Genomic DNA, 20,521 nt, shown 5'->3' with positions numbered 1-20,521 from the left:
GGTTATAGTTCACTTACAGATACCAAATGGCTCACCTTATTGATCATACCTTGGATCTGCGGTGTTAATTCTACCTCTACTGATTTACTGATCTTACCTAAACCAAGAGCTTGTATCGTTCTTTTCTGTCTTTCAGGTCTGCCTATGGCACTTTTCACCTGAGATATTTTAACTTTTGCCATTCTAATTAACCGTTAAAAACTTTTGATAAAGAAACTCCTCTGTCTTGAGCTACTGTAAATGGATCTCTCATATTAGTTAAGGCATCGAAAGTAGCCTTCACCACGTTATGAGGGTTAGATGATCCTTTAGACTTTGCTAGTACGTTATGTACACCAGCACTCTCTAATACAGCACGCATTGCACCACCAGCTATAACTCCCGTACCAGGCGCAGCAGGTTTCAATAATACGAAACCACCACCAAATTTACCAATTGATTCGTGAGGAACGGTTCCTTTAATAATAGGTACTTGTACAAGATTCTTTTTAGCATCATCTATACCTTTAGTAATAGCATCTGTTACTTCATTAGCTTTACCTAATCCATAACCAACAACTCCATTACCGTTACCAACTACTACAATAGCTGAAAAACTAAATCTTCTACCACCTTTTACTACTTTAGCTACCCTTTTTATGGCAACAACCTTTTCTTTAAGGTCTATTTCGCTAGCTTTTACTGATCTTATATTACTCTGAGACATATCGCTTTAAAATTTTAGACCTCCCTCTCTGGCACCTTCAGCTAAAGCTTTCACTCTACCATGATAAAGATAACCACTCCTATCAAATACAATTTTTTCTATTCCGTCTGCCTTAGCCTTTTCAGCAAGCTTAAGACCTACGTTTTTACTAACATCAACATTAAGACCTTCTCCGTCAATATCTTTTGAAGAGCTAGCCAATAATGTATGACCTTTTGTATCATCTATTAACTGAGCATATATTCCTTTATTGCTTTTGAAAACAGACAATCTTGGCTTTTCAGCAGTACCAGAAATTTTGTTTCTGATACCTTTCTTTATTCTAAGTCTTCTTTTATGTTTATTTAATGCCATATCCTAATTATTTAGCAGCTTGCTTACCAGCTTTACGTCTTACTATTTCTCCTACAAACCTTACACCTTTACCTTTGTATGGTTCCACAGGTCTAAGTGATTTAATTTTAGCTGCTACCTGACCAATTAATTGCTTATCAGATCCTTCTAAGGTAACAACAGGATTCTTTCCTTTTTCTGTTTCAGCATTCACAGAAATTTCAGCTGGAATAGCAAGAAAGATATTGTGTGAATATCCAAGACTTAATTCCAATACGTTGTTTTGAGCAGTAGCTTTATAACCAACCCCAACTAATTCTAATTTCTTTTGATAACCTTCGCTAACACCAACAAACATGTTGTTTATTAACGAACGGTACAAGCCATGCATTGCTTTATGTCTCTTCTGCTCAGTTGGCCTGTCCAGAATCAACTCGCCTTCATTTTCAACCAATTTGAAGGAAGGATCAATTTCTTGCGTAAGCTCTCCTTTAGGTCCCTTTACTGTAACGACTCCAGCTTCTTTGTCGTATGTGTAAGTAACACCATTTACGAGCTTGATCGGTTTTTTCCCTATTCTTGACATTATTATTTAATTAATATACGTAACACAATACCTCACCACCAATGTGAAGGTCTTTAGCTTCTTTATCTGTTATTACTCCTTTAGAAGTAGATAAAATAGCTACACCAAGACCATTCAGTACTCTTGGAAGTGCATCTGCCTGAGCATACTTTCTTAAACCAGGCTTACTTACCCTTTCTATATGGTAAATAGCGGGCTTTTTAGTCTCTGAATTATATTTCAGAGCTATTTTGATATTTCCCTGATGATTATCAGTTTCCTCAAACTTATAGTTAAGGATATATCCTTTATTATGCAACACTTTCGTCATCTCCTTCTTAATATTAGAAGCCGGAATATCTACTATTCTGTGACGGGCTTTGATTGCATTTCTAAGCCTGGTTAAATAATCTGCTATTGGATCTGTCATTTTCTTCTTTATCTAACGTAAAATTGCAACCCTGCTCAAACAGGCCTGCAAAGATACAGAACAATTTCTTTGAATAAAAATAAAAGAGAATTTTTTACCAACTGGCCTTTGTAACACCAGGTATTTTCCCTTCAGAAGCCATCTCTCTAAATGTTACCCTAGAAATTCCGAACTTTCTCATGTAACCCTTAGGTCTTCCGGTAAGCTTACATCTATTGTGTAACCTTACTGGAGAAGCATTTCTTGGTAATTTATCCAATGCTTCATAGTCACCAGCTTCTTTAAGAGCTTTTCTCTTAGCAGCATACTTAGCTACTAATTTCTCTCTTTTTCTTTCTCTTGCTATAACAGCTTTTCTTGCCATAATATTTTAGTTTTTATTTGCGAATGGCATACCGAATGCCTTTAGCAATTCATAACTTTCTTCGTCTGTTTCAGCAGTAGTAACAAATGTTATGTCCATACCACTGATTTTATTTACCTTATCGATACTAATTTCAGGAAATATGATTTGTTCCTTAACGCCTAAGGTATAGTTACCTCTTCCGTCAAAACCTTTATCACTAATTCCTCTAAAGTCTCTCACGCGAGGTAAAGCAATAGACATCAAACGGTCCATAAACTCATACATTTTATCACCTCTTAGTGTTACTCTCGCTCCGATAGGCATACCATCTCTTAACTTAAAGTTAGAGATTGATTTTTTAGACTTCGTAGCAACAGCTTTCTGACCAGAAATAGTTGTCAATTCTTCAAGACCGATATCAACTAATTTTTTATCAGCAACAGCTGCACCTATACCTTTGTTAATACAAACCTTAACAACCTTAGGTACCTGCATTATTGACTTATACTGAAACTTGTCTTTTAAAGCAGACACAATTTCATTTTGGTATTTATCTTTTAATCTTGGATTAGCCATTTTTTATAAATTCTCCAGTTTTCTTAGAATATCTTTGAAGCTTACCGTCGTCATTTAGCTTTCTTCCTGTTCTTACTGCTTCACCAGTAGCAGGATCAATAAGCTTCAAATTACTAATATGGATAGCAGCCTCAGTTTTCTTAATTCCGCCCTCAGGGTTATCAGCAGAAGGCTTCACATGTTTAGTAACAATGTTTACACCTTGCACAATAGCTCTTTGCTTAGAGGTAATTACTTCTAACACTTCACCCTCTTTACCTTTAGAGTTTCCAGAAACAACTCTTACAGTGTCTCCTTTTCTTATGTGAAGTTTAGTTTGTTTATTTTTTGATCTCTCCATGATTATAATACTTCAGGTGCTAGTGAAACTATTTTCATGAATTGCTTTTCACGCAATTCTCTAGCCACAGGTCCAAAAATACGAGTACCTCTAGGCTCATCATTAGCTGTTAAAAGAACTGCCGCGTTATCTTCAAATCTGATGTAAGAACCATCCTTTCTTCTCACTTCTTTTTTGGTACGAACAATTACTGCTTTAGAAACCGTACCTTTTTTTAAGTTACTGGAAGAAAGTGCAGACTTAACTGATACAACAATTTTATCTCCAACTGAAGCGTATTTCTTTCCAGTACCTCCTAACACACGGATACAAAGAACTTCTTTTGCTCCGCTGTTATCTGCTACATTTAATCTAGACTCTTGCTGTATCATTATTATTTAGCCTTTTCGATGATTTCAACTAATCTCCACCTTTTATTTTTACTCAAAGGACGAGTTTCCATTATACGAACGGTGTCGCCAATTCCGCACTCGTTCTTTTCGTCATGAGCCGTAAACTTGGTAGTTTTATTAACAAACTTACCATAGATAGGGTGCTTTTCTTTACGTTGTACACTTACAGTGATGGATTTCTCCATTTTGTTGCTTACAACCTGCCCTATTCTTTCTTTTCTTAATTTTCTAGACTCCATTTAAATATTATTTAGCAAGTTTTTTAGCCGTTAATTCAGTCTTCAATCTGGCAATTAACCTACGAGTCTCCTGAATTTTACTAGGATTTTCTATAGGTGATATAGCATGAGCAAACTTCATTTTTCGGTACGCCTCTTCCTCACCAGCTAACCTTTGGTTTAGCTCTTCTATATTTAGTGCTTTTATTTCCGAATTTTTCATTTTTCTTATGATTCTACGTAATCTCTGCGTACTGAAAATTTAGTTTTAATTGGAAGCTTCTGTTGTGCTAATCTCAACGCCTCCTGTGCAAGCTCCTTCTTAATACCACCTGCTTCGAAGAGGATAGTACCTGGTTTAACAACAGCTACCCAATATTCAGGAGCACCTTTACCTTTACCCATCCTTACCTCTGCAGGCTTTTTGGTTACAGGCTTATCAGGAAAAATACGAATCCAAACCTGACCTTCACGTTTCATTGCTCTAGTCATGGCTATCCTTGCCGCCTCTATTTGTCTTGATGTGATCCATCCTGGCTCTAATGCCTTTATTGCAAAAGCACCGAAAGCTATTCTATGTCCTCTTTGGGCAATTCCTTTGATTCTACCCTTTTGTTTTTTCCTGAATTTAACTCTCTTTGGCTGTAACATAATATTTTATGAAATTTAGACCGTGCCTTCGCACTTCTTCCAATTAAAAACTATTTATTTCTTCTTCTCTTAGGACCGCCGTCTCCGCCTCTTTTTCTTCCTCCTCTTCCAGAATTACCTGATCCTGAATTTCCGAGACCTACGTTAGGAGAGAGATCTCTCTTACCGTACACTTCACCTTTGAAGATCCATACTTTGATACCAATCTTTCCGTATACTGTATTAGCTTCACTAATAGCATAGTCAATATCAGCTCTTAAAGTATGCAATGGTATACGACCATCTTTATACTGCTCAGTACGTGCCATCTCAGCACCGCCTAAACGACCAGAAACTTTTATTTTAATTCCCTGAGCTCCAACTCTCATTGCAGAAGCAATGGCTTGCTTCATAGCTCTTCTGTAAGAAATACGAGCTTGTAACTGCTGTGCGATTGATTCACCTACTAATTTAGCGTCGAGTTCAGGACGTTTAACTTCGAAGATATTAATTTGAACATCTTTACCTGTTAATTTCTTTAACTCTTCTTTAATCTTATCAACTTCTGCTCCTCCTTTACCAATAACTACTCCTGGACGTGCAGTATGAACTGTAAGTGTGATTCTTTTGAGAGTTCTTTCGATAACAACTTTAGATATACCCCCTTTTGGTATACGAGCTGCTATATAGTTTCTGATGTTATGGTCTTCAACCAATTTATCAGAAAAATCTTTACCACCATACCAGCTGGAATCCCAACCTTTGATGATACCTAATCTAAAAGCTACAGGGTTAACTTTTTGTCCCATTATTTATCTTCTTTATTGTCTGATTTTTTAGTCTTCTTGGTCTCCTTCTTTGCAGGTTTTTCAACCTCTTCCTGAACAGGGGCAAGACTATCCAAGACTAAAGTTACGTGATTAGATCTCTTTCTTATTCTGTGCGCTCTTCCCTGAGGTGCAGGTCTTAAACGCTTAAGTATTTTACCGCTATCAACCTGAATGCTTTTCACATAAAGATCAGCGTCTTCTAGGTCTACGTCCTCATTACTTTGCTGCCAGTTTGAAATAGCAGAAAGTAATAACTTTTCGAGCCTGGCAGCACCTTGCTTAGGCTCAAATTTCAATATATTAAGTGCCTTATTAACTCTCTCTCCTCTGATAAGATCGGCAACCAATCTCATCTTTCGAGGTGAAGTAGGTACATTCTTTAATTTAGCTACTGCCTCCATAATTATCTTTTACCTTTGTCTTTTTTACCAACATGACCTCTGAAGTTTCTAGTAGGAGCAAACTCACCAAGTTTGTGCCCTACCATATTTTCAGTTACATAAACAGGAATAAACTTATTACCATTATGTACAGCAAAAGTATGTCCTACAAAATCTGGCGAGATCATTGACCTTCTTGACCAGGTCTTGATCACAGATTTTTTTCCTGAATCGTTCATAGCATCGACTTTCTTGTCGAGCCTGAAATCTATATATGGTCCTTTTTTAAGTGATCTAGCCATTATTTTTTCTTCTTACCTCTACTAATTATAAGATTGTTTGAATATTTCTTAGGCGTTCTTGTTTTCTTACCTTTAGCTAACAAGCCCTTTCTTGATCTAGGGTGACCTCCAGAAGATCTTCCTTCACCACCACCCATTGGGTGATCAACCGGGTTCATGGCTACACCTCTTGTTCTAGGTCTCTTACCTAACCATCTGTTTCTACCTGCTTTACCAAGTTTCACATTCATGTGGTCAGAGTTAGATACTGAACCAATAGTAGCTAAACAAGTAACTAATACTCTTCTTGTTTCACCTGAAGGAAGCTTTAAAGTAGCATATTTTCCTTCACGAGCAGTTAACTGAGCGTAAGATCCTGCACTTCTTGCTAAAGCACCACCTTTACCAGGCTTCAATTCGATGTTATGAACAATAGTACCTAAAGGTATTTTAGACAGAGGAAGAGCGTTACCCACTTCAGGAGCTACACTTTCGCCTGCTGTTAATACAGTACCTACTGTTAATCCTTCAGGAGCTAAGATATATGCTTTAGCACCATCAGCATAATATAATAAAGCTAAACGAGCTGATCTAGTAGGATCATACTCTATAGCCTTTACAGTAGCTGGTATATCAAACTTATTTCTTTTGAAATCAACGATACGGTTTTTCTTCTTATGACCACCACCAATGTATCTCATGGTCATCTTACCGCTGTTATTTCTACCTCCTGATCTCTTTTTAGTAGAGACCAAAGATTTCTCCGGAGTAGATTTAGTTACCTCAGTAAAAGCTGGAGCAATTCTGTATCTCTGTCCTGGAGTAATCGGTCTTAATTTCTTAATTGCCATCTTTTCTAATGATTAAATTTCGCTGTAAAAATCGATTACTTCACCATCCGCTACGGTAACGATAGCCTTTTTGAACGACGGAGTTCTTCCTGTGATCACTTTTGATTTAGTATATCTGGATTTTGTTTTACCCAAATAATTCATTGTGTTCACTTCTTCTACGGTTACCCCGTACATCTTTTCTACAGCCTTTTTTATGTCTACTTTATTAGCTTTGCGGTCTACTATGAAACCATACTTGCCTGTTTCGTTTAAAGCAGAAACTTTCTCTGTAACCAATGGCTTTATTAAAACGCTCATTTTTATTTCTTCAATAAGTTATCAATCTTCTCAAGAGAGCTTTCACTCAATATTAGATTATCAGCATGCAATACATCGTATGTGTTTAAGCTATCAGCTGTTATCACTTTCGTGTTTTGCACGTTTCTTCCTGACAATACGATATTTTTATTACCCTCAGAAAGAACCAGTAATGTCTTCTTATTTCCTAATGAAAGAGCTTCTAACATTTTAAGATACTCCTTAGTTTTAGGAGCTTCAAAGTTGAAGTCTTCTACTACTGCGATGCTGTTATCCTTAGCCTTATATGTAAGTACAGACTTACGAGCTAGTTCTTTCAACTTTTTGTTTAGTTTGAAAGAATAGTTTCTTGGCTGAGGACCGAATACTCTACCACCACCTCTGAATACAGGTGATTTTATACTACCTGCTCTGGCAGTACCAGTACCCTTTTGTCTCTTTATCTTTTTGGTAGATCCGCTAATCTCACCTCTTTCTTTTGACTTATGCGTACCTTGTCTTTGATTAGCTAAATATTGTTTAACGTCAAGGTAAATTGCATGATCATTAGGCTCAACACCAAAAACCTCGTTAGAAAGACTTATCTTTCTTCCGGTATCTTCACCACTATATTTTACTACTGAAATGTCCATTACTTCTCGAGAATTACAGTTGAATTATTTGCTCCTGGTACAGAACCACTTATTAATACCAAATTCTTTTCAGGTATGATTTTCACTACCTGAAGGTTGATAACTTTAACTCTGTTACCACCTGCTCTTCCAGCCATTCTCATTCCTTTGAAAACTCTAGCTGGGAATGAAGCACCACCTATTGAACCAGGTGCTCTCTCTCTGTTATGCTGTCCGTGAGTTCTTTGTCCAACTCCACCAAATCCATGTCTTTTTACAACACCTTGGAAACCTTTACCTTTAGAGGTTCCAATAGCATCTACGAAATCTCCTTCAACGAATACATCGCCAACTTTAATTTCTTGTCCTAGTTGCACGCCTCCTTCAAACTCAACTCTGAAGTCTCTAAATTCAGCAACTTCTTTCTTAGGAGTAGTACCAGCTTTTTTGAAGTGACCCTGTAAAGCTTTAGGAGTATTTTTCTCCTTACGCTCTCCATAGCCCAACTGAACAGCCGTATATCCGTCTGTCTCATCATTTTTTACTTGTGTTACCACACAAGGACCAGCCTCTATCACCGTGCATGGGATATTTTTCCCAGTGGCACTGTATACGCTAGTCATCCCGATTTTCTTTCCTATAATACCAGACATTTTAAAATCTTTATAAGCATAATTTAGCTATATCTCTTACGGTTTTTCCGCAAAAGGACTGCAAAGATAGTAATTTAATGCGAGTAAGCAAATACTCCCTATTAAATTTTTGCATTATTCAAACAGGAAATCTGAATAGCCGTGTGAGTGGTGCAAAACTATGTAGAATTTTGCTTATTTCCTCTTATCCTGGAATTTTATGGGCTTTCTGCTGGACTTAGGATAGACGCTTGCTACCAATTCAGCCTCAGGTATTTCATATAATTCCGGTGTAACCCTCAAAATTGCCTTGAATTTTTTATATAAAAGGCCTGCATCAAAGCCAGGTTTACCACAGTACATTACTTTTAGAATATCATTGGCAAATTCATCTGCCTCCACTACTACCTGATAGTGTAATATCTCCTTTTCGGAATCTAAAAGATCAAAAATAGCCGGAGGATAGCAAGTGGTTCCTTTATACTTTATAAGTTGATATTTCCTGCCAAGGATGGGGCTTAAACGTGGTGTATTTCTTCCACAAGAACAAGGTTCATAGTCGAAGTAGCAAAGATCTCCAGTCTTAAAGCGGATAAGAGGCATGGCTTCTACTCCTAAGGTAGTAATGGTCAGTTCACCAGTTTCTCCAGGCTTAACTGGTTGGTTATCTTCATCTAAAATCTCTGCAATTAAAAGCTCAGGGCGCAAATGTCCGCCTTTCCCGGCTTCGCATTCAGTAAAAGCAGCTCCCATTTCTGTAGAGGCATAAGTAGAGAAAAGACTTATATTCCATCTTTCTGTGATTCTTTTGCCAATAGCGTTAAGCTCAAACTGAGCACCTCTAATAGGTTCACCTATGCATACCGCCTTAGTGACACTGCTTGATTGAAAGTCTATATTATTAGCCAGAGCATAGTCAATCAACTTATTTAAAAATGATGGTACTATTATGAGCGTGGTAGGTTTAATTTCATTTATCATTCTCCACTGTAGCTCTGGTAAACCAGGACCTACTCTAACCATACCGGCATTCATAGCCCGTACGCCCATAGCATAAGCATAACCTGCCATAAACTGACGATCAATAGTAGTGGTGAGCTGATAAATATCCTTATGACTACCATTTGCACAAGTTAGCGAGGTAGATTCATTATAGGTAAGTCTATCTAAATCTTTAGCGGTAAGCGGTACTATTACCGGCTTGCCTTCTGTGCCAGAAGTACTACAATAATCAAGTATTTGGTCAGTTCCTACACACCAAAAATCCCTTTGAAATTTCTGCAGGTCACTTTTATCAGTAGGAGGTATCTTTTCAAAATCATGAAAAGAGGCGATACTATTAATGTTGATTCCTGCCTCATTAAAATGTCTTTTGTAATAAGGAGATGACTCACTTACATATACCAATAACTTTTTTAATTCATCAAGTTGATAAGCACTAACCTGACTATTATCTAAAGTATCTAAAGAAGGGATAAACATTTATCTGACCGCTGAATCTTAATTTAAATGAGCTTCACATTCCTTTATTCCTTCCAGGATATGATCTCTTTCACTCTTTCTGGCAATTTCTAACTGCAGGGCAATATTATAATATTTTTTTGCTTTACTCCACAACTCCAGGCTTTTATTATAGTCTCCCAAGTAATAGTAAGTTAAATATCCTTTAGGGTTAGACGCTATAAATTTTTGCTGATCTTGCTCTGTAATGGTGTTTCCATCGCCCTTTGCCAGGTTTTGTTGTATACGATCCTTAATTAAAATAAAGTCTTTAAATTCATTATAAGCTCCTGAAGAATAAAATGGATCCTGATCTATACTGGCTGAATCAGTATAAGTGAAATGTATATCATCATCTTCATTATTAAATATCTCCTCTAAATCGTACGCAGCATATTTACCCAATTGATAAGGCGGTGCAGAAACCCAAACCATCATATCCTCAGGAGAGAAAATGATAGAATGATGAGCAATGAGCTGATTAACGGCCTTTTCATTAGCTAAACCAATAAACTCTCCACCAAGTCCTTCTTTATTTCTCAGTAAAAAAGCGGCCTTTTCAGGTGTGAGTGGAGAGAGCGAATCCAATAGCTCTTGTACACGCTCGTATCGATAATCAGATACTCCTTCTGCAAGATACTCCTGATTTAAAGGATCATCTTTCAAAGCATCACTCTGATAATGGTTAGTGACTACTAAATCATTATCCTTTTCATCATAAATAGCGGTAGTTTCTGGCGTCTTCTCTATAACTGCCGCTCTACCGTCTTCTTTAGAACCTATTAAAAAAGATTCTGCTACAAAGGTTTCATAAGACTGGGCAATATCATAAGCCTCCTCGATATTAGAAGCATACTGTAATATTTCTCTTGCCATTAAGGATACCGGCGTTTTACCTTTAGATGGAATGGCCGACTTGTCTGAGTTAAGCGTAATGGTTAACCCTTTCTCGTTCATTCCGGAAACCACTCCACTAAAACAAGCCCAGGTTACAGACATGAATTTATAGCCCTTATCAGGATTATAAAAGGCCACCATTCTATCTTTAGCGAAGTCTTCACCAAAGTAAAAGTCAAAGTTTCTTCCTAATAATAGCTTTCCGTTAGCCGTTTTATCTCCTTTTACGGCAAAGGCCGTACAACCTACCAAGTTCATGTTTTGCAAGGCATGACCAATATCATGAGCCGCATGATAACTTAAAGCCCTTTGAAATTTAGGAGCAATATAATCGTAGGCATCAGGCATGTACTGAGAAGATGCATAGATTTCTTTTAGATATTCTTCAGGCACATACTCATCTAAGTCACGGTTAAACCAACCCACCAAATATTTCAAAAAGTTTAAATAAGACTCTGATGGCACCCTGTTTTTTATTTCACCTACAAAGGCCGCTTCCTTTTCTTTTTGTAATGGTTTACAAAGTTCTCCAAAGGCTACTCCTCTTTGTAATGGGCCTCCGTGCACATAGAGTTCCCATAAACCCTGGTCATTTTTTTGTATCCAGCTACTGTCTGAGGTTTGGTAATAGTCACCCGTATTTCTTACTATAGATATTTCGGGTAATTCATCTTCTTCTACCGGTGGATTAATCTTTACCATCAGGTAGTAAACTGTAACTAGTGCTACACAAATGACTACCAGTACAGTGAATATTATTAAAAGCTTTTTCTTCATTCCTTACTATCTCGGATCTACCTCCAAATACTCAATATTTCCTCCTAAAGTTCCTTCCATGCGAGTCCAGAAACTTTCTCTATCAGGCAGGGCCTCAAAATTTTCAATAAAGGCCACTTTGTCATCAATTGTGAAATCTTTGAGCTCTTTGGCTTCAATTGTATTATATTGGATAGGCAAATAACCTAAATTATAGGCTTTATTATCAGCATATTGGTTTAAAAAAAATGACTGAACAGGATCTGTAGCTAGTGCCACTTTTTCAAATCCTTGTTTGAGTGCTATCTGATAAGAATAAAAGAGATTTTCAGTGCTATGTTCAGCTTCCATTTCAGTAAAAATAACCTCCGCTGGAACTCCCAGCTCCTTTGCATATTGCTTCATTATTACACTTTCTACGTAAGGGGAATATACTGCTCCACCAGAAAATATAATATGCTTTGTTACGCCAGTCTCCCAAAGGTGAGCTGCCCAGTATACACGGGTTTTCATAATATCATGCCATGAGCCTGTGTAAGGATAACCAGGAACTATAATAGCATCATAAGGTGCCTGTTCAATTCCAGCTTTATATGCTTTATCAGTAAAATGAGTCAAATAAAGAATAAGCCCGGCAATGATCACTATGGCTGCTACGTGCAACCATAGAATAATTCTTACTACTTTATATTTGAAAAACTTTTTAATCATCCATCTTGTAAGGCTGCGGTACTTTCTGCTATTTTCTTCATAAGCTCCTGATGCCCTAAGATTTCTGAACAAGTGGTTATTGCTCCTATTGTTACTCCCAAGACACCATGCATATTTAGGTTCTGACCTGTTAACAACAAGTTAGGAACCTTAGTTTTGGGAGATATGAAAGATTTCATCGGGTTTTTGTAATCCTTTTTAATACCATAAAGCGCTCCGTCTTTGGTACCTATGTAATCTCGGTTAGTAAGTGGCGTAGAGGTGTAATAGGCTTCAATGTTATTTCTTATACCTGGAAATTTCTTTTCTAATTCATCAATCAGTAATTCTGCCTTTTCCTTTTTGAACTGTTCATAATCATCGCCTCTGTATGATTCCTTTGAAACAATATTATAGCTATCAGACCATTTTTCTGTGTCTTCAAAGTTCATGTATGACATTACTATTAAGCTCTCGGCATACTTTTCATCTCTGCTTGAGGCTCCTGAAAAAAGAGCATAGCTTTTGGGCCACTCTTCTTTTTCATAATGCGCACTGCCCCAAACGTCATGATCTATGTAGTGGTAATAGTTATAGTTAAAATTCTCTATAGTACCCTTTTTAGGAACGATGAATACAATAAACACAGAAACAGAATTTTCCAGACTAGTTACTCTTTTTCGGTAAGCTTTTCTTATTCTGCCTTCTTCTATCATATCCAGGGTAAGCGTAGGATGAATATTAGAAATGAAAGTATCTGCATAATACTTTCTACCATCTTCTAACTCCACATATTCTATTTTATCTCCTGAAAAGCCAAACCCTGTTGCTTTAGCTCGCTTCACAATCTTTCCGCCTGCATCTCTTATTTGTTTTGATAATAAGCGAGCTAATTGAGCCCCACCATCAATGCATTTATAAGAACTTTCTATATAAGAGTTGATCACCAAGGCGTGTACGTACAAAGGTGTTTCATCTCCTTCACCCGCATACAGAACATTGGTACCTGCTAATACCTGCTGTAACCTCTTATTACTAGTACATGAGTTAATGAAATCCCGAGCGTTAACATCCAGATAGGCGGCACTTCCCGGAGCATTTCTCATAGGTTGTACGCCATACATGGGGAAATGAGCACAGACCTCTTTTATTTTATCACAATACCTTATTATCCCTTCCCTTTCTTCAGGAAAGTAGCTGGTCATCGTATCTATAAACTTATCATAGCCCTGAGCATATTTGTACTCCTGCTCATCGCCCTCAAAAGATACAATATCAAAGCCATCTTCATCCATCTTTTTTAGCTTGAGGTCATCCATAATTCCCAGGTACTTAAAATACCTGTTAAGGTTCTGGCCTTCATCAAGCCCGCCTATATAATGAATACCGGTATCAAAAATTCGCTTATTTCTAGAGAAAATCTGTAAGTTACCCCCGATCTGCTTGTTCTTTTCGAGCACTAAAATCTTATACCCTTCTCTACTAAGTATGGTACCACATTCTAAGCCTCCAAGCCCACTCCCTATTATTATGATATCAAATTTCTCCATTGTCTAATTTCTGCTTAACACAAAGATGGTATTTGAGGTTCTCCTGCTGTTATCTATTATTTCTAAATGTAAATGATTAGCCTTAGCAAAATCTGAAATCATATCAGATGAAATGTATGAAAGCTTATTCCTTGTTTTATTGAACCCTGTTCCGGTAGAAAAAATTTCTGTTAGTACCGTTCCTTTATGCCTTTCTCGCTTGGAACTATCTCCATCTCTAATAATAATCTTACCTTCTGCACTGAGGTTGCGTTCTACATTTTCTAACAGCTGTTTCTGTTCCTGAGATGTTAAATAATGCAATACATCGCTAATAATATAAACATCAGACTCACTAAACTCATAATTAAGTGCATCACACACCTCAAAATGAATATTAGCAGGTTTTACAGGACAGTTGTTGGCCAACCGTATTTTCAGATCATCGTAATCAATACCGAAAATTTCACGCTCCGGACTGCTGAAGCCCAGCGCATATGACATTGGCCCATAACCACAACCTACATCTACCACCTTGCCTTTTTTTGGCACCAGTTCATCAAAAAGTTTATAACCACCTTCCAGAAAGTACTTTACTCTTATGTACCACTCTATAACAGGGCTTTTGAATAAATAATTTTTAATCAGGTTCCCCTTATGGTAAGCAATAGTTTCCTGCTGCTCTCTCAATAATTGGTATTCAGATTTAAAGTATTTAGTTATAGCCTTAGCTCTCTCTCTATAGCCGTTCCCAAATGAACTATCAGAGTGCTTTATTCTTGGCAAAAATTTAATAGTAACGGGGCCACTTCTTAAATAATAATCATCTCCTCTAGGCATAGCCATATGGGTGCCATGTAGCACCACAGGCTGAATATCCAGCTCCAAAGTTTCGGCTAAGAAAAAAGCTCCTTTATGAAAACGACCTAAGTCCGCAGTTCTACTTCTGGTACCTTCTGGGAAAACAATAATGGAGTATCCATCTGCTACCAAATCCTTTATCTTATCCATCTGGCTTTCTATACCTTTAGAGGCTTGTATAAAGTCTGCATAACGGATAGATCTGCCGAAAAGCGGAGAATTATAAACCCAATCATTGGTAATCATTACCACTTTGGGGTTCAGCATCAGTAATACTAAAATATCTATAAAAGAATGGTGGTTAGCTATTATTACCGAAGGATGGTCATAATCCATATGCTCTTTCCCTTCTATTCCCTTCTTTATGTTGCCCATAGCATACATCACGAAATACGAAAAAAACATGATGATTTTATGGAAATTCCTCTTTCTCCATTTTAAAGAGGCAAAGGGTATTCTAAATAATAGGCTGGCAAAAAATAATATCAGGCACCCGAATAGAAAACACCCAAAAGCAAAACAGCTAAGAAGAAAAGCACTTAGAGTAAAAGGCACTAAGCCCTTCTTTTTTCTACGAAGGATGAAAATATTATAGAGTAAATGTTCTACAGTGAAGGTGATGAAGACAACGGAAAGAATGCCGATTATAGCTAAAAGTGCTATTGACTGCAAAGCAGGGTGCTTAGCAAGCGCCAAAACTCCAATCCCAAGCAGTGTAGTTACTACGGAAAGAATGATGGACTTCTTGTATGAAGCCAGGTTATATACTCCATAAGCATATTTTTGAGTTAAACCACGCATTACAAAAATGCTGTAATCTACACCCAGCCCAAATATGAAAGTACAAATGATTATGTTTACAATGTTAAAGCTGAGTCCTAGCCACCCCATAAGTCCTAGCACCCATAACCAGCTCAAAAGTATTGGTGTGAAGGTAATTAAAGTAAGCTCTATACGGCCATAGCTTATTAATATGAGTATAAAAACCACCACAAGCGAGATATTCACCAACCTCCCAAAGTCCTGTTGCAATAATGCCACTAACTTGCTGGTAAGGTATGACTTATCAAGAATGATAATACCAGGTATCTTCTCTAATTCGCTAAGTATGGCTATTTTATTTTCTATACTCAGTGTTATAGAAGTAAGTACTGAAACACGATCGGCCCTTTCATTTATAATGAATTCATTGCCATATAAACCCAATATAGATTCTCTATCTTCCTCTGAAATATCATCATAATTTTTATTCAGCAAATTATCGAATGACTTGAAGGTACTTTCTTTAAAACCAAATTTCTTAGCCGCTCTATTGACATGAGTCATTACACTGTCTTCAGCATGCTTTAGCCAGAAACCATTCCACTGAGTAAGCCTTTCTCTTCTCAAGTCAGGGGCTGGAATAATTTGGTTTAACGAGTAAAAATCTAAAATGGCTCTATCTTCTTTCAGCTCCTGTAACTGTTTATTCAGGCTAGCATTCTTTTGTAGTACCTCATCAAGATTAGCCCCTCTAAATGCTACATAAATATTATTTGCAGTAAAATTAGATATTGTATTTATTCGATCCTGGCTTTCCTGCAGATGATCAGGCATATAATTTAGCTCCAGCATATTACTTTCAAAAGTAACCTGCCGCCAGGTGAACAAGCTTACCACAGATAGTAGAGCAAAAGCGCTTATCGCCCATTTTCTTTTATAAAACGGGTAATTGGCTATTCTATCTACCACTCGTTCCACCAGGTTCATTTTACTATCATCTTCCTCTTTAATAGTGAGCCTGCTCACCACATGAGGTAAAATAACTAAAGTATAACACACAGAGGCCAACACACTAACGCCGGCAAAAATGCCTAGATCCTGAAGTGCTGAAGACCGTATGAAAATCAAAGAAAAGAAGGCAAATGAAGTAGTGAGACTACTCATTAGCAGCGGAGTGGTAATATCTTTAAAAAGCTTTTGAAGATCCTTTTCCTTCTTATAATGAGTAAAAAAGTGTAGAGCATAGTCAATGGTTATACCCAAAAGCACAGAGCCTACTGCTAAAGAAATAATAGAAACCGCAGGCCGAACAATGCTTAAAAATGCTATAGCTATTATACCTCCAAAAAGGCCAGGTGTAACTACTATAAAAAAGGTACCTATATTACGATAAAACAGCGATATGAATATAAAAAGAGCGGCCATAGCTATCCCTACAGTCATAAAAACATCTGTTTTAATTCTGGTTGCATTGGCTACAGCCACCGCTGCAGGTCCAAAATAATCAACTACTATTTGAGGGTGTGATTCTTGAAATGATTTCTGAAGTTGATTGATACCCTCAATGAATTTACCATTATTAGAAGTCTCATTAGGAGGATTACTTAGCACCACAAAGAAAACCAGGTGCTTTCGATCTTTAGTAACAATATGATTCTGATACAAGCCAAAGTTACTATCCATCTGATTATCCTGTATCCGCCGGAGTGGCCTGCCAGTTATACCCAGCGGATCTTTTATCATAAACTTAGAAGCAATACCCATAGAAGAAAGTACCTGCTTATATACTCTCTCAATAGAACCATTGATGGCCTCCTGAGATAAAGTGCTGTCAAGATGGGCATAATCCTGAGGAAGAAGGTAATAAGGAAGATTATTGTAGTAATACTCATACATATCCAGCAACTGCTGGTCTGGCACTTCTAATTTTATTTCTGTAAAATACTCTGAATAATTACTCTGTAATGAATCTGCTAATAAACTAGCCACCTCCACCAATGAATCAGGTGTGGTTAAAGTACTATCTGCATTATATAAATGAAATACAATTCGATTGTTAATCTTAATGCCCTCAAAGACCTCATTAACCTCTACTACTTTCTCATCTTTAGGCATTATATTAATGATGTTCTCCTCCATGCGAATATTCATGGAAGCAAAAACAGCAAGACCAAGGATGATCACAAGCAAGGAAATTGATATGAGTTCCCTTGTTCTTATAAGGTTATATATCCGATGAAATAGAGTAGACATTCAAATTTGATGATCAAAAAAGTGCCGCAAAAATGCTCGTAAATGTAAGGAGATTATCAGTGAGATGTAATAGAATTTTCCTTTTCATGTTCATTAGAGCCTTTTATTAAAAAATATAACCAGGTTACTACACTGGCAAAGGTTCCCATAATAACAGAAAGCACTACTGCTCCTACTAAATATTGAAACAAATTATCTTTTATATTCTCAAATGATATTCCTGAACTAAAAAGTAAATTATTTTTAGGGTTTTCCATAAAAAGGCCACCAAGTTTATAGCTTCCAAAAATTATGAAAGGAATAAAAGGAGGCAAGCTAATATTAGCAGCAACTAAAACCAAAGCCTTATTCAACTTTAAAAGATGAGATATCGCTACCCCAATAATCATCTGATAACCCCAAACGGGAAAGATGCTCATAAACACTCCAAAACCTATAGAAAAAACTTTAGTTCTAACAGGCTCCTCTTTATTGAACAAATGCTTTTTTAAAAACTTCCTGATGTTCTCTCTGGTAAGCGATAGAATAAAACGCTTAGGGATGTAGTAGATTAATGCCAGAATAAAAAACCAGGTGTTTAAGATGCTTATTCTAGTAAAATCTTTCGCTGGTTTAAAGTGTGAAATACGCTTCTTGCCTGGCTCATAATGGACCTTAATAGGAATATTCTTCACTTCAATTCCCCTCCAGGCTGCTTTTACTATTACCTCCACTTCAAACTCAAAACGAGAAGTAATGTAACGCGTACCTTGCATAGCTTTAATAGGATAAAGCCTAAAGCCAGACTGAGTGTCTGTAAGCTTGATACCAGTATCTACCCAAAACCAGAAATTAGAAAACTTATTACCAAAGCTACTTTTGCCTGGCACATTTTCCTGTGTCATATTTCTGGCTCCTATTACCAGCGTATTAGGATTATCATCTATTTCCTGTAAAAAGGAAGAAAAATCATCAGCAAAATGTTGTCCGTCGCTATCAATGGTTATGGCATATTCATAGCCTTGCTCCAATGCATATTTAAAACCATTGCGCAAAGCAATACCTTTACCCTGATTCTCTTCATGGGTTATGCCTTGAATCTGCCCCGTAAATTTTCCCAGAATGTTAGCAGTATTATCAGTAGCTCCATCATTTACCACTATTAAATCATCAGTATAAGGTAATATGCTCTCAATGACCTGTTCCAGTGTTTGGTCATTATTATAAGTAGGCATAATGATGCAGCACTTATGTGCCTTGAAGCGCGACTTGTAATTCATTAAACGACTATTCTTTTACAAAAAGGCCTTTGAATTTAAAATTAGCATCACCATTAGTCATAAATGAAGTCGCACTTACCTGAAGCTGATCACCATCAACCTTCTGTGTGATTTTAAAAGTGAGTCCCGGGCTCTGCCTTGGGTCTACCATCTTCATATATTTTATGTTGCTGCCATTATTAAGCATATATTCAGTGCCATTATAAGTGCTAAGCAAGTCTTTAAGCATCTCCAATAAACAAACTCCTGGCAATACTGGCTGCCCCGGAAAGTGCCCTTCAAAAATGGGATGATTCTGATCTAAAGCCAGCTCTGACTCTATCTGTCCATCAGCTCCTTCGCACTTGCTAATTGTATATAAACTCCCGTTTAACATATCTACTGCCTTAATAAATTCATTTCTATCTTCATTTTCACAAATTTATGAGAAAGACACATCTCATCAGGTATGGCATCATCATTAGTATAGTAAAATACTGCCCTACTCTTAAATGTGGAGAAGAAATTATTTGTTCTAGCTTTTATTATTCTGGATTCATTATCTAACCTAAGCTTTATGGCTTGTTTTCCTTTCACTTTGAATCCATTACCTCTTTTTCTTACCTTCTGCTTATCATCCAGCTTATGTAATACCAGCAGGTCAAAGTCCTGCTCCATAAGCTTAGCCACCAGTTTCTTTTTCATCACATCAGGGGCGGTAATGTATTCCAAACCATTCTCGGTAAGTAAAAAATCCATAATAGTTGGTCCCAGTTTAGACAGCAATACCACTCGGTAATTTTGCCCTTGCTTTTTGAGCACCATTAATCCGCTAAAGCTATATTCTTTATACTGGAATACAGCATTATATAACAAGGGCTTGCCAGAATCTAGAAACGACTTTGGGGTTAATAACTCCTGCGCCCTTATTTTACTACAAAAGATGCAAAGGGAAAAGAATAAAACTACTCTGAAAAGTTTACTGGAAAGAAAATTCATTGTCAGGAATACTCACATTAAATTGTTTTTTCTGAAATGTGATCAAAGTATAGTCTTCTTCAGATTCAAAAAGCTGAAGTTTATTTACACTGAAATCATCCTTTTCAAAATATACATCTATGTGAGTGATATAGTCTTTAATGTTCTTATTAATTGGAGTAAGTTGCGCAAGGTATAAATTCTTGCTCTCTTTAAAAACTATATCGAACCGATCTTCTTGAAGCACATCTCCCTGAACGCTCTTAATTATCAGGTCATTAACTTCTTTAAATACTTTACTATTATTGATAGCAAAAGAATTTACCTTTCCTTCGTCATTAATTTTTATTTCTTCGCCATTAAGAACTATGGCATAATTATAAGGATTTGTATAGGCCCACTTGAGCTTTCCTGGCTTTTTAAAGTACATCTCTCCTGAAGAAACCACTGCCTCTGAAAGAATACTTAAATATTTTTCCTGTCTGAAAGACGCCTTAATAGAGGTAGTGCTCTGGGCCATCTCACTAATTCCCTTTTTGAAAGGTTCTATATTTTTCATGGCTGCAAACTCTTCATTCTGCGCATGTAATGCTGTAACAGAAACAAGCAACAAACCAATAACTAACTTATACATAA

Annotated in this window: 28 protein-coding genes; all 28 read right to left on the bottom strand. The window is 36.9% G+C overall.

Going from position 1 to position 20,521, the window contains the following annotated elements; translation table 11 throughout:
* Nucleotides 1-2: 2 nt before the first annotated feature.
* Nucleotides 3-182 (bottom strand): 50S ribosomal protein L30, encoded by a 180-nt coding sequence (rpmD, locus tag LVD15_RS10785; protein ID WP_233780345.1) that lies wholly within the window; start codon nt 180-182, stop codon nt 3-5.
* Between the two features lie 5 nt (nt 183-187).
* Complete coding sequence (gene rpsE / locus LVD15_RS10780; protein WP_202244604.1) at nt 188-706, bottom strand: 30S ribosomal protein S5; 519 nt, start codon at nt 704-706, stop codon at nt 188-190.
* Between the two features lie 6 nt (nt 707-712).
* On the bottom strand, nt 713-1,060 hold the full coding sequence (gene rplR / locus LVD15_RS10775) for a 50S ribosomal protein L18 (RefSeq protein WP_233780344.1): 348 nt from the start codon (nt 1,058-1,060) through the stop codon (nt 713-715).
* Nucleotides 1,061-1,067: 7 nt separating this feature from the next.
* Nucleotides 1,068-1,625, bottom strand: a complete 558-nt coding sequence (rplF, locus tag LVD15_RS10770) for a 50S ribosomal protein L6 (protein ID WP_233780343.1) — start codon at nt 1,623-1,625, stop codon at nt 1,068-1,070.
* A gap of 10 nt (nt 1,626-1,635) precedes the next feature.
* Nucleotides 1,636-2,034 carry a 30S ribosomal protein S8 gene (gene rpsH, locus LVD15_RS10765; RefSeq protein WP_233780342.1) on the bottom strand — a complete coding sequence of 133 codons (399 nt, stop codon included), beginning with the start codon at nt 2,032-2,034 and terminating at the stop codon, nt 1,636-1,638.
* Nucleotides 2,035-2,128: 94 nt separating this feature from the next.
* Nucleotides 2,129-2,398: a 30S ribosomal protein S14 gene (gene rpsN / locus LVD15_RS10760; protein ID WP_233780341.1), complete on the bottom strand. Its 270-nt coding sequence runs from the start codon at nt 2,396-2,398 to the stop codon at nt 2,129-2,131.
* A gap of 6 nt (nt 2,399-2,404) precedes the next feature.
* Nucleotides 2,405-2,956 (bottom strand): 50S ribosomal protein L5, encoded by a 552-nt coding sequence (gene rplE / locus LVD15_RS10755; protein WP_233780340.1) that lies wholly within the window; start codon nt 2,954-2,956, stop codon nt 2,405-2,407.
* A complete protein-coding gene (gene rplX / locus LVD15_RS10750; protein ID WP_233780339.1) occupies nt 2,949-3,296 on the bottom strand; it encodes a 50S ribosomal protein L24 in 348 nt (115 codons plus the stop codon). The genes rplE and rplX overlap by 8 nt, the downstream gene beginning before the upstream one ends.
* Before the next feature lie 2 nt (nt 3,297-3,298).
* The gene (rplN, locus tag LVD15_RS10745; protein ID WP_202244611.1) at nt 3,299-3,667 is read right to left on the bottom strand and encodes a 50S ribosomal protein L14; all 369 of its coding nucleotides are present in this window, start codon (nt 3,665-3,667) and stop codon (nt 3,299-3,301) included.
* Nucleotides 3,668-3,669: 2 nt separating this feature from the next.
* Nucleotides 3,670-3,927 carry a 30S ribosomal protein S17 gene (gene rpsQ / locus LVD15_RS10740; RefSeq protein ID WP_202244612.1) on the bottom strand — a complete coding sequence of 86 codons (258 nt, stop codon included), beginning with the start codon at nt 3,925-3,927 and terminating at the stop codon, nt 3,670-3,672.
* A 7-nt stretch (nt 3,928-3,934) separates the two neighbouring features.
* On the bottom strand, nt 3,935-4,129 hold the full coding sequence (gene rpmC / locus LVD15_RS10735; RefSeq protein ID WP_233780338.1) for a 50S ribosomal protein L29: 195 nt from the start codon (nt 4,127-4,129) through the stop codon (nt 3,935-3,937).
* A gap of 5 nt (nt 4,130-4,134) precedes the next feature.
* Nucleotides 4,135-4,557: a 50S ribosomal protein L16 gene (gene rplP / locus LVD15_RS10730; RefSeq protein ID WP_202244614.1), complete on the bottom strand. Its 423-nt coding sequence runs from the start codon at nt 4,555-4,557 to the stop codon at nt 4,135-4,137.
* A gap of 50 nt (nt 4,558-4,607) precedes the next feature.
* The gene (rpsC, locus tag LVD15_RS10725) at nt 4,608-5,345 is read right to left on the bottom strand and encodes a 30S ribosomal protein S3 (protein ID WP_233780337.1); all 738 of its coding nucleotides are present in this window, start codon (nt 5,343-5,345) and stop codon (nt 4,608-4,610) included.
* Entirely contained in the window at nt 5,345-5,767 is a 423-nt protein-coding gene (rplV, locus tag LVD15_RS10720) for a 50S ribosomal protein L22 (protein ID WP_233780336.1), read from the bottom strand. The genes rpsC and rplV overlap by 1 nt, the downstream gene beginning before the upstream one ends.
* 2 nt (nt 5,768-5,769) lie before the next feature.
* Nucleotides 5,770-6,048 (bottom strand): 30S ribosomal protein S19, encoded by a 279-nt coding sequence (rpsS, locus tag LVD15_RS10715; RefSeq protein WP_202244617.1) that lies wholly within the window; start codon nt 6,046-6,048, stop codon nt 5,770-5,772.
* Nucleotides 6,048-6,878 (bottom strand): 50S ribosomal protein L2, encoded by an 831-nt coding sequence (gene rplB, locus LVD15_RS10710; RefSeq protein ID WP_233780335.1) that lies wholly within the window; start codon nt 6,876-6,878, stop codon nt 6,048-6,050. Before rplB ends, rpsS begins: the two co-directional genes overlap by 1 nt.
* 12 nt (nt 6,879-6,890) lie before the next feature.
* The gene (gene rplW / locus LVD15_RS10705) at nt 6,891-7,178 is read right to left on the bottom strand and encodes a 50S ribosomal protein L23 (RefSeq protein WP_233780334.1); all 288 of its coding nucleotides are present in this window, start codon (nt 7,176-7,178) and stop codon (nt 6,891-6,893) included.
* A 2-nt stretch (nt 7,179-7,180) separates the two neighbouring features.
* Entirely contained in the window at nt 7,181-7,810 is a 630-nt protein-coding gene (rplD, locus tag LVD15_RS10700) for a 50S ribosomal protein L4 (RefSeq protein ID WP_233780333.1), read from the bottom strand.
* On the bottom strand, nt 7,810-8,442 hold the full coding sequence (gene rplC / locus LVD15_RS10695; protein ID WP_233780332.1) for a 50S ribosomal protein L3: 633 nt from the start codon (nt 8,440-8,442) through the stop codon (nt 7,810-7,812). The genes rplD and rplC overlap by 1 nt, the downstream gene beginning before the upstream one ends.
* A 174-nt stretch (nt 8,443-8,616) precedes the next feature.
* Complete coding sequence (flxY, locus tag LVD15_RS10690; RefSeq protein ID WP_233780331.1) at nt 8,617-9,903, bottom strand: flexirubin biosynthesis putative acyl-CoA ligase FlxY; 1,287 nt, start codon at nt 9,901-9,903, stop codon at nt 8,617-8,619.
* A gap of 18 nt (nt 9,904-9,921) precedes the next feature.
* The gene (locus LVD15_RS10685) at nt 9,922-11,595 is read right to left on the bottom strand and encodes a C45 family autoproteolytic acyltransferase/hydrolase (RefSeq protein ID WP_233780330.1); all 1,674 of its coding nucleotides are present in this window, start codon (nt 11,593-11,595) and stop codon (nt 9,922-9,924) included.
* A 6-nt stretch (nt 11,596-11,601) separates the two neighbouring features.
* Nucleotides 11,602-12,285, bottom strand: a complete 684-nt coding sequence (locus LVD15_RS10680; protein WP_233780329.1) for a YdcF family protein — start codon at nt 12,283-12,285, stop codon at nt 11,602-11,604.
* The gene (locus LVD15_RS10675; RefSeq protein WP_233780328.1) at nt 12,282-13,814 is read right to left on the bottom strand and encodes a phytoene desaturase family protein; all 1,533 of its coding nucleotides are present in this window, start codon (nt 13,812-13,814) and stop codon (nt 12,282-12,284) included. The genes LVD15_RS10680 and LVD15_RS10675 overlap by 4 nt, the downstream gene beginning before the upstream one ends.
* A 3-nt stretch (nt 13,815-13,817) precedes the next feature.
* Nucleotides 13,818-17,600: a 1-acyl-sn-glycerol-3-phosphate acyltransferase gene (locus LVD15_RS10670; RefSeq protein ID WP_233780327.1), complete on the bottom strand. Its 3,783-nt coding sequence runs from the start codon at nt 17,598-17,600 to the stop codon at nt 13,818-13,820.
* 125 nt (nt 17,601-17,725) lie between these two features.
* Nucleotides 17,726-18,883 (bottom strand): DUF2062 domain-containing protein, encoded by a 1,158-nt coding sequence (locus LVD15_RS10665; protein WP_233780326.1) that lies wholly within the window; start codon nt 18,881-18,883, stop codon nt 17,726-17,728.
* Between the two features lie 52 nt (nt 18,884-18,935).
* Entirely contained in the window at nt 18,936-19,304 is a 369-nt protein-coding gene (locus LVD15_RS10660) for an ApeI family dehydratase (protein WP_233780325.1), read from the bottom strand.
* Nucleotides 19,305-19,306: 2 nt separating this feature from the next.
* Nucleotides 19,307-19,906, bottom strand: a complete 600-nt coding sequence (gene lolB2 / locus LVD15_RS10655) for a flexirubin biosynthesis protein LolB2 (protein WP_502798029.1) — start codon at nt 19,904-19,906, stop codon at nt 19,307-19,309.
* A complete protein-coding gene (gene lolA2, locus LVD15_RS10650) occupies nt 19,887-20,519 on the bottom strand; it encodes a flexirubin biosynthesis/transport protein LolA2 (protein WP_233780323.1) in 633 nt (210 codons plus the stop codon). The genes lolB2 and lolA2 overlap by 20 nt, the downstream gene beginning before the upstream one ends.
* Nucleotides 20,520-20,521 lie beyond the last annotated feature (2 nt).

The organism is Fulvivirga maritima, assembly GCF_021389955.1.
GTDB classification, from domain to species: Bacteria; Bacteroidota; Bacteroidia; order Cytophagales; family Cyclobacteriaceae; genus Fulvivirga; species Fulvivirga maritima.
Note: the sequence above shows the minus strand (reverse complement) of the source record. Positions and strands in the feature narration are given on the sequence as shown.

What these genes read in the sequence shown, in the direction of transcription:
- rpmD (WP_233780345.1), bottom strand. Translation starts at nt 182, where the DNA reads ATGGCAAAAGTTAAAATATCTCAGGTGAAAAGTGCCATAGGCAGACCT.
- rpsE (WP_202244604.1), bottom strand. Translation starts at nt 706, where the DNA reads ATGTCTCAGAGTAATATAAGATCAGTAAAAGCTAGCGAAATAGACCTT.
- rplR (WP_233780344.1), bottom strand. Translation starts at nt 1,060, where the DNA reads ATGGCATTAAATAAACATAAAAGAAGACTTAGAATAAAGAAAGGTATC.
- rplF (WP_233780343.1), bottom strand. Translation starts at nt 1,625, where the DNA reads ATGTCAAGAATAGGGAAAAAACCGATCAAGCTCGTAAATGGTGTTACT.
- rpsH (WP_233780342.1), bottom strand. Translation starts at nt 2,034, where the DNA reads ATGACAGATCCAATAGCAGATTATTTAACCAGGCTTAGAAATGCAATC.
- rpsN (WP_233780341.1), bottom strand. Translation starts at nt 2,398, where the DNA reads ATGGCAAGAAAAGCTGTTATAGCAAGAGAAAGAAAAAGAGAGAAATTA.
- rplE (WP_233780340.1), bottom strand. Translation starts at nt 2,956, where the DNA reads ATGGCTAATCCAAGATTAAAAGATAAATACCAAAATGAAATTGTGTCT.
- rplX (WP_233780339.1), bottom strand. Translation starts at nt 3,296, where the DNA reads ATGGAGAGATCAAAAAATAAACAAACTAAACTTCACATAAGAAAAGGA.
- rplN (WP_202244611.1), bottom strand. Translation starts at nt 3,667, where the DNA reads ATGATACAGCAAGAGTCTAGATTAAATGTAGCAGATAACAGCGGAGCA.
- rpsQ (WP_202244612.1), bottom strand. Translation starts at nt 3,927, where the DNA reads ATGGAGTCTAGAAAATTAAGAAAAGAAAGAATAGGGCAGGTTGTAAGC.
- rpmC (WP_233780338.1), bottom strand. Translation starts at nt 4,129, where the DNA reads ATGAAAAATTCGGAAATAAAAGCACTAAATATAGAAGAGCTAAACCAA.
- rplP (WP_202244614.1), bottom strand. Translation starts at nt 4,557, where the DNA reads ATGTTACAGCCAAAGAGAGTTAAATTCAGGAAAAAACAAAAGGGTAGA.
- rpsC (WP_233780337.1), bottom strand. Translation starts at nt 5,345, where the DNA reads ATGGGACAAAAAGTTAACCCTGTAGCTTTTAGATTAGGTATCATCAAA.
- rplV (WP_233780336.1), bottom strand. Translation starts at nt 5,767, where the DNA reads ATGGAGGCAGTAGCTAAATTAAAGAATGTACCTACTTCACCTCGAAAG.
- rpsS (WP_202244617.1), bottom strand. Translation starts at nt 6,048, where the DNA reads ATGGCTAGATCACTTAAAAAAGGACCATATATAGATTTCAGGCTCGAC.
- rplB (WP_233780335.1), bottom strand. Translation starts at nt 6,878, where the DNA reads ATGGCAATTAAGAAATTAAGACCGATTACTCCAGGACAGAGATACAGA.
- rplW (WP_233780334.1), bottom strand. Translation starts at nt 7,178, where the DNA reads ATGAGCGTTTTAATAAAGCCATTGGTTACAGAGAAAGTTTCTGCTTTA.
- rplD (WP_233780333.1), bottom strand. Translation starts at nt 7,810, where the DNA reads ATGGACATTTCAGTAGTAAAATATAGTGGTGAAGATACCGGAAGAAAG.
- rplC (WP_233780332.1), bottom strand. Translation starts at nt 8,442, where the DNA reads ATGTCTGGTATTATAGGAAAGAAAATCGGGATGACTAGCGTATACAGT.
- flxY (WP_233780331.1), bottom strand. Translation starts at nt 9,903, where the DNA reads ATGTTTATCCCTTCTTTAGATACTTTAGATAATAGTCAGGTTAGTGCT.
- LVD15_RS10685 (WP_233780330.1), bottom strand. Translation starts at nt 11,595, where the DNA reads ATGAAGAAAAAGCTTTTAATAATATTCACTGTACTGGTAGTCATTTGT.
- LVD15_RS10680 (WP_233780329.1), bottom strand. Translation starts at nt 12,285, where the DNA reads ATGATTAAAAAGTTTTTCAAATATAAAGTAGTAAGAATTATTCTATGG.
- LVD15_RS10675 (WP_233780328.1), bottom strand. Translation starts at nt 13,814, where the DNA reads ATGGAGAAATTTGATATCATAATAATAGGGAGTGGGCTTGGAGGCTTA.
- LVD15_RS10665 (WP_233780326.1), bottom strand. Translation starts at nt 18,883, where the DNA reads ATGCCTACTTATAATAATGACCAAACACTGGAACAGGTCATTGAGAGC.
- LVD15_RS10660 (WP_233780325.1), bottom strand. Translation starts at nt 19,304, where the DNA reads ATGTTAAACGGGAGTTTATATACAATTAGCAAGTGCGAAGGAGCTGAT.
- lolB2 (WP_502798029.1), bottom strand. Translation starts at nt 19,906, where the DNA reads ATGAATTTTCTTTCCAGTAAACTTTTCAGAGTAGTTTTATTCTTTTCC.
- lolA2 (WP_233780323.1), bottom strand. Translation starts at nt 20,519, where the DNA reads ATGTATAAGTTAGTTATTGGTTTGTTGCTTGTTTCTGTTACAGCATTA.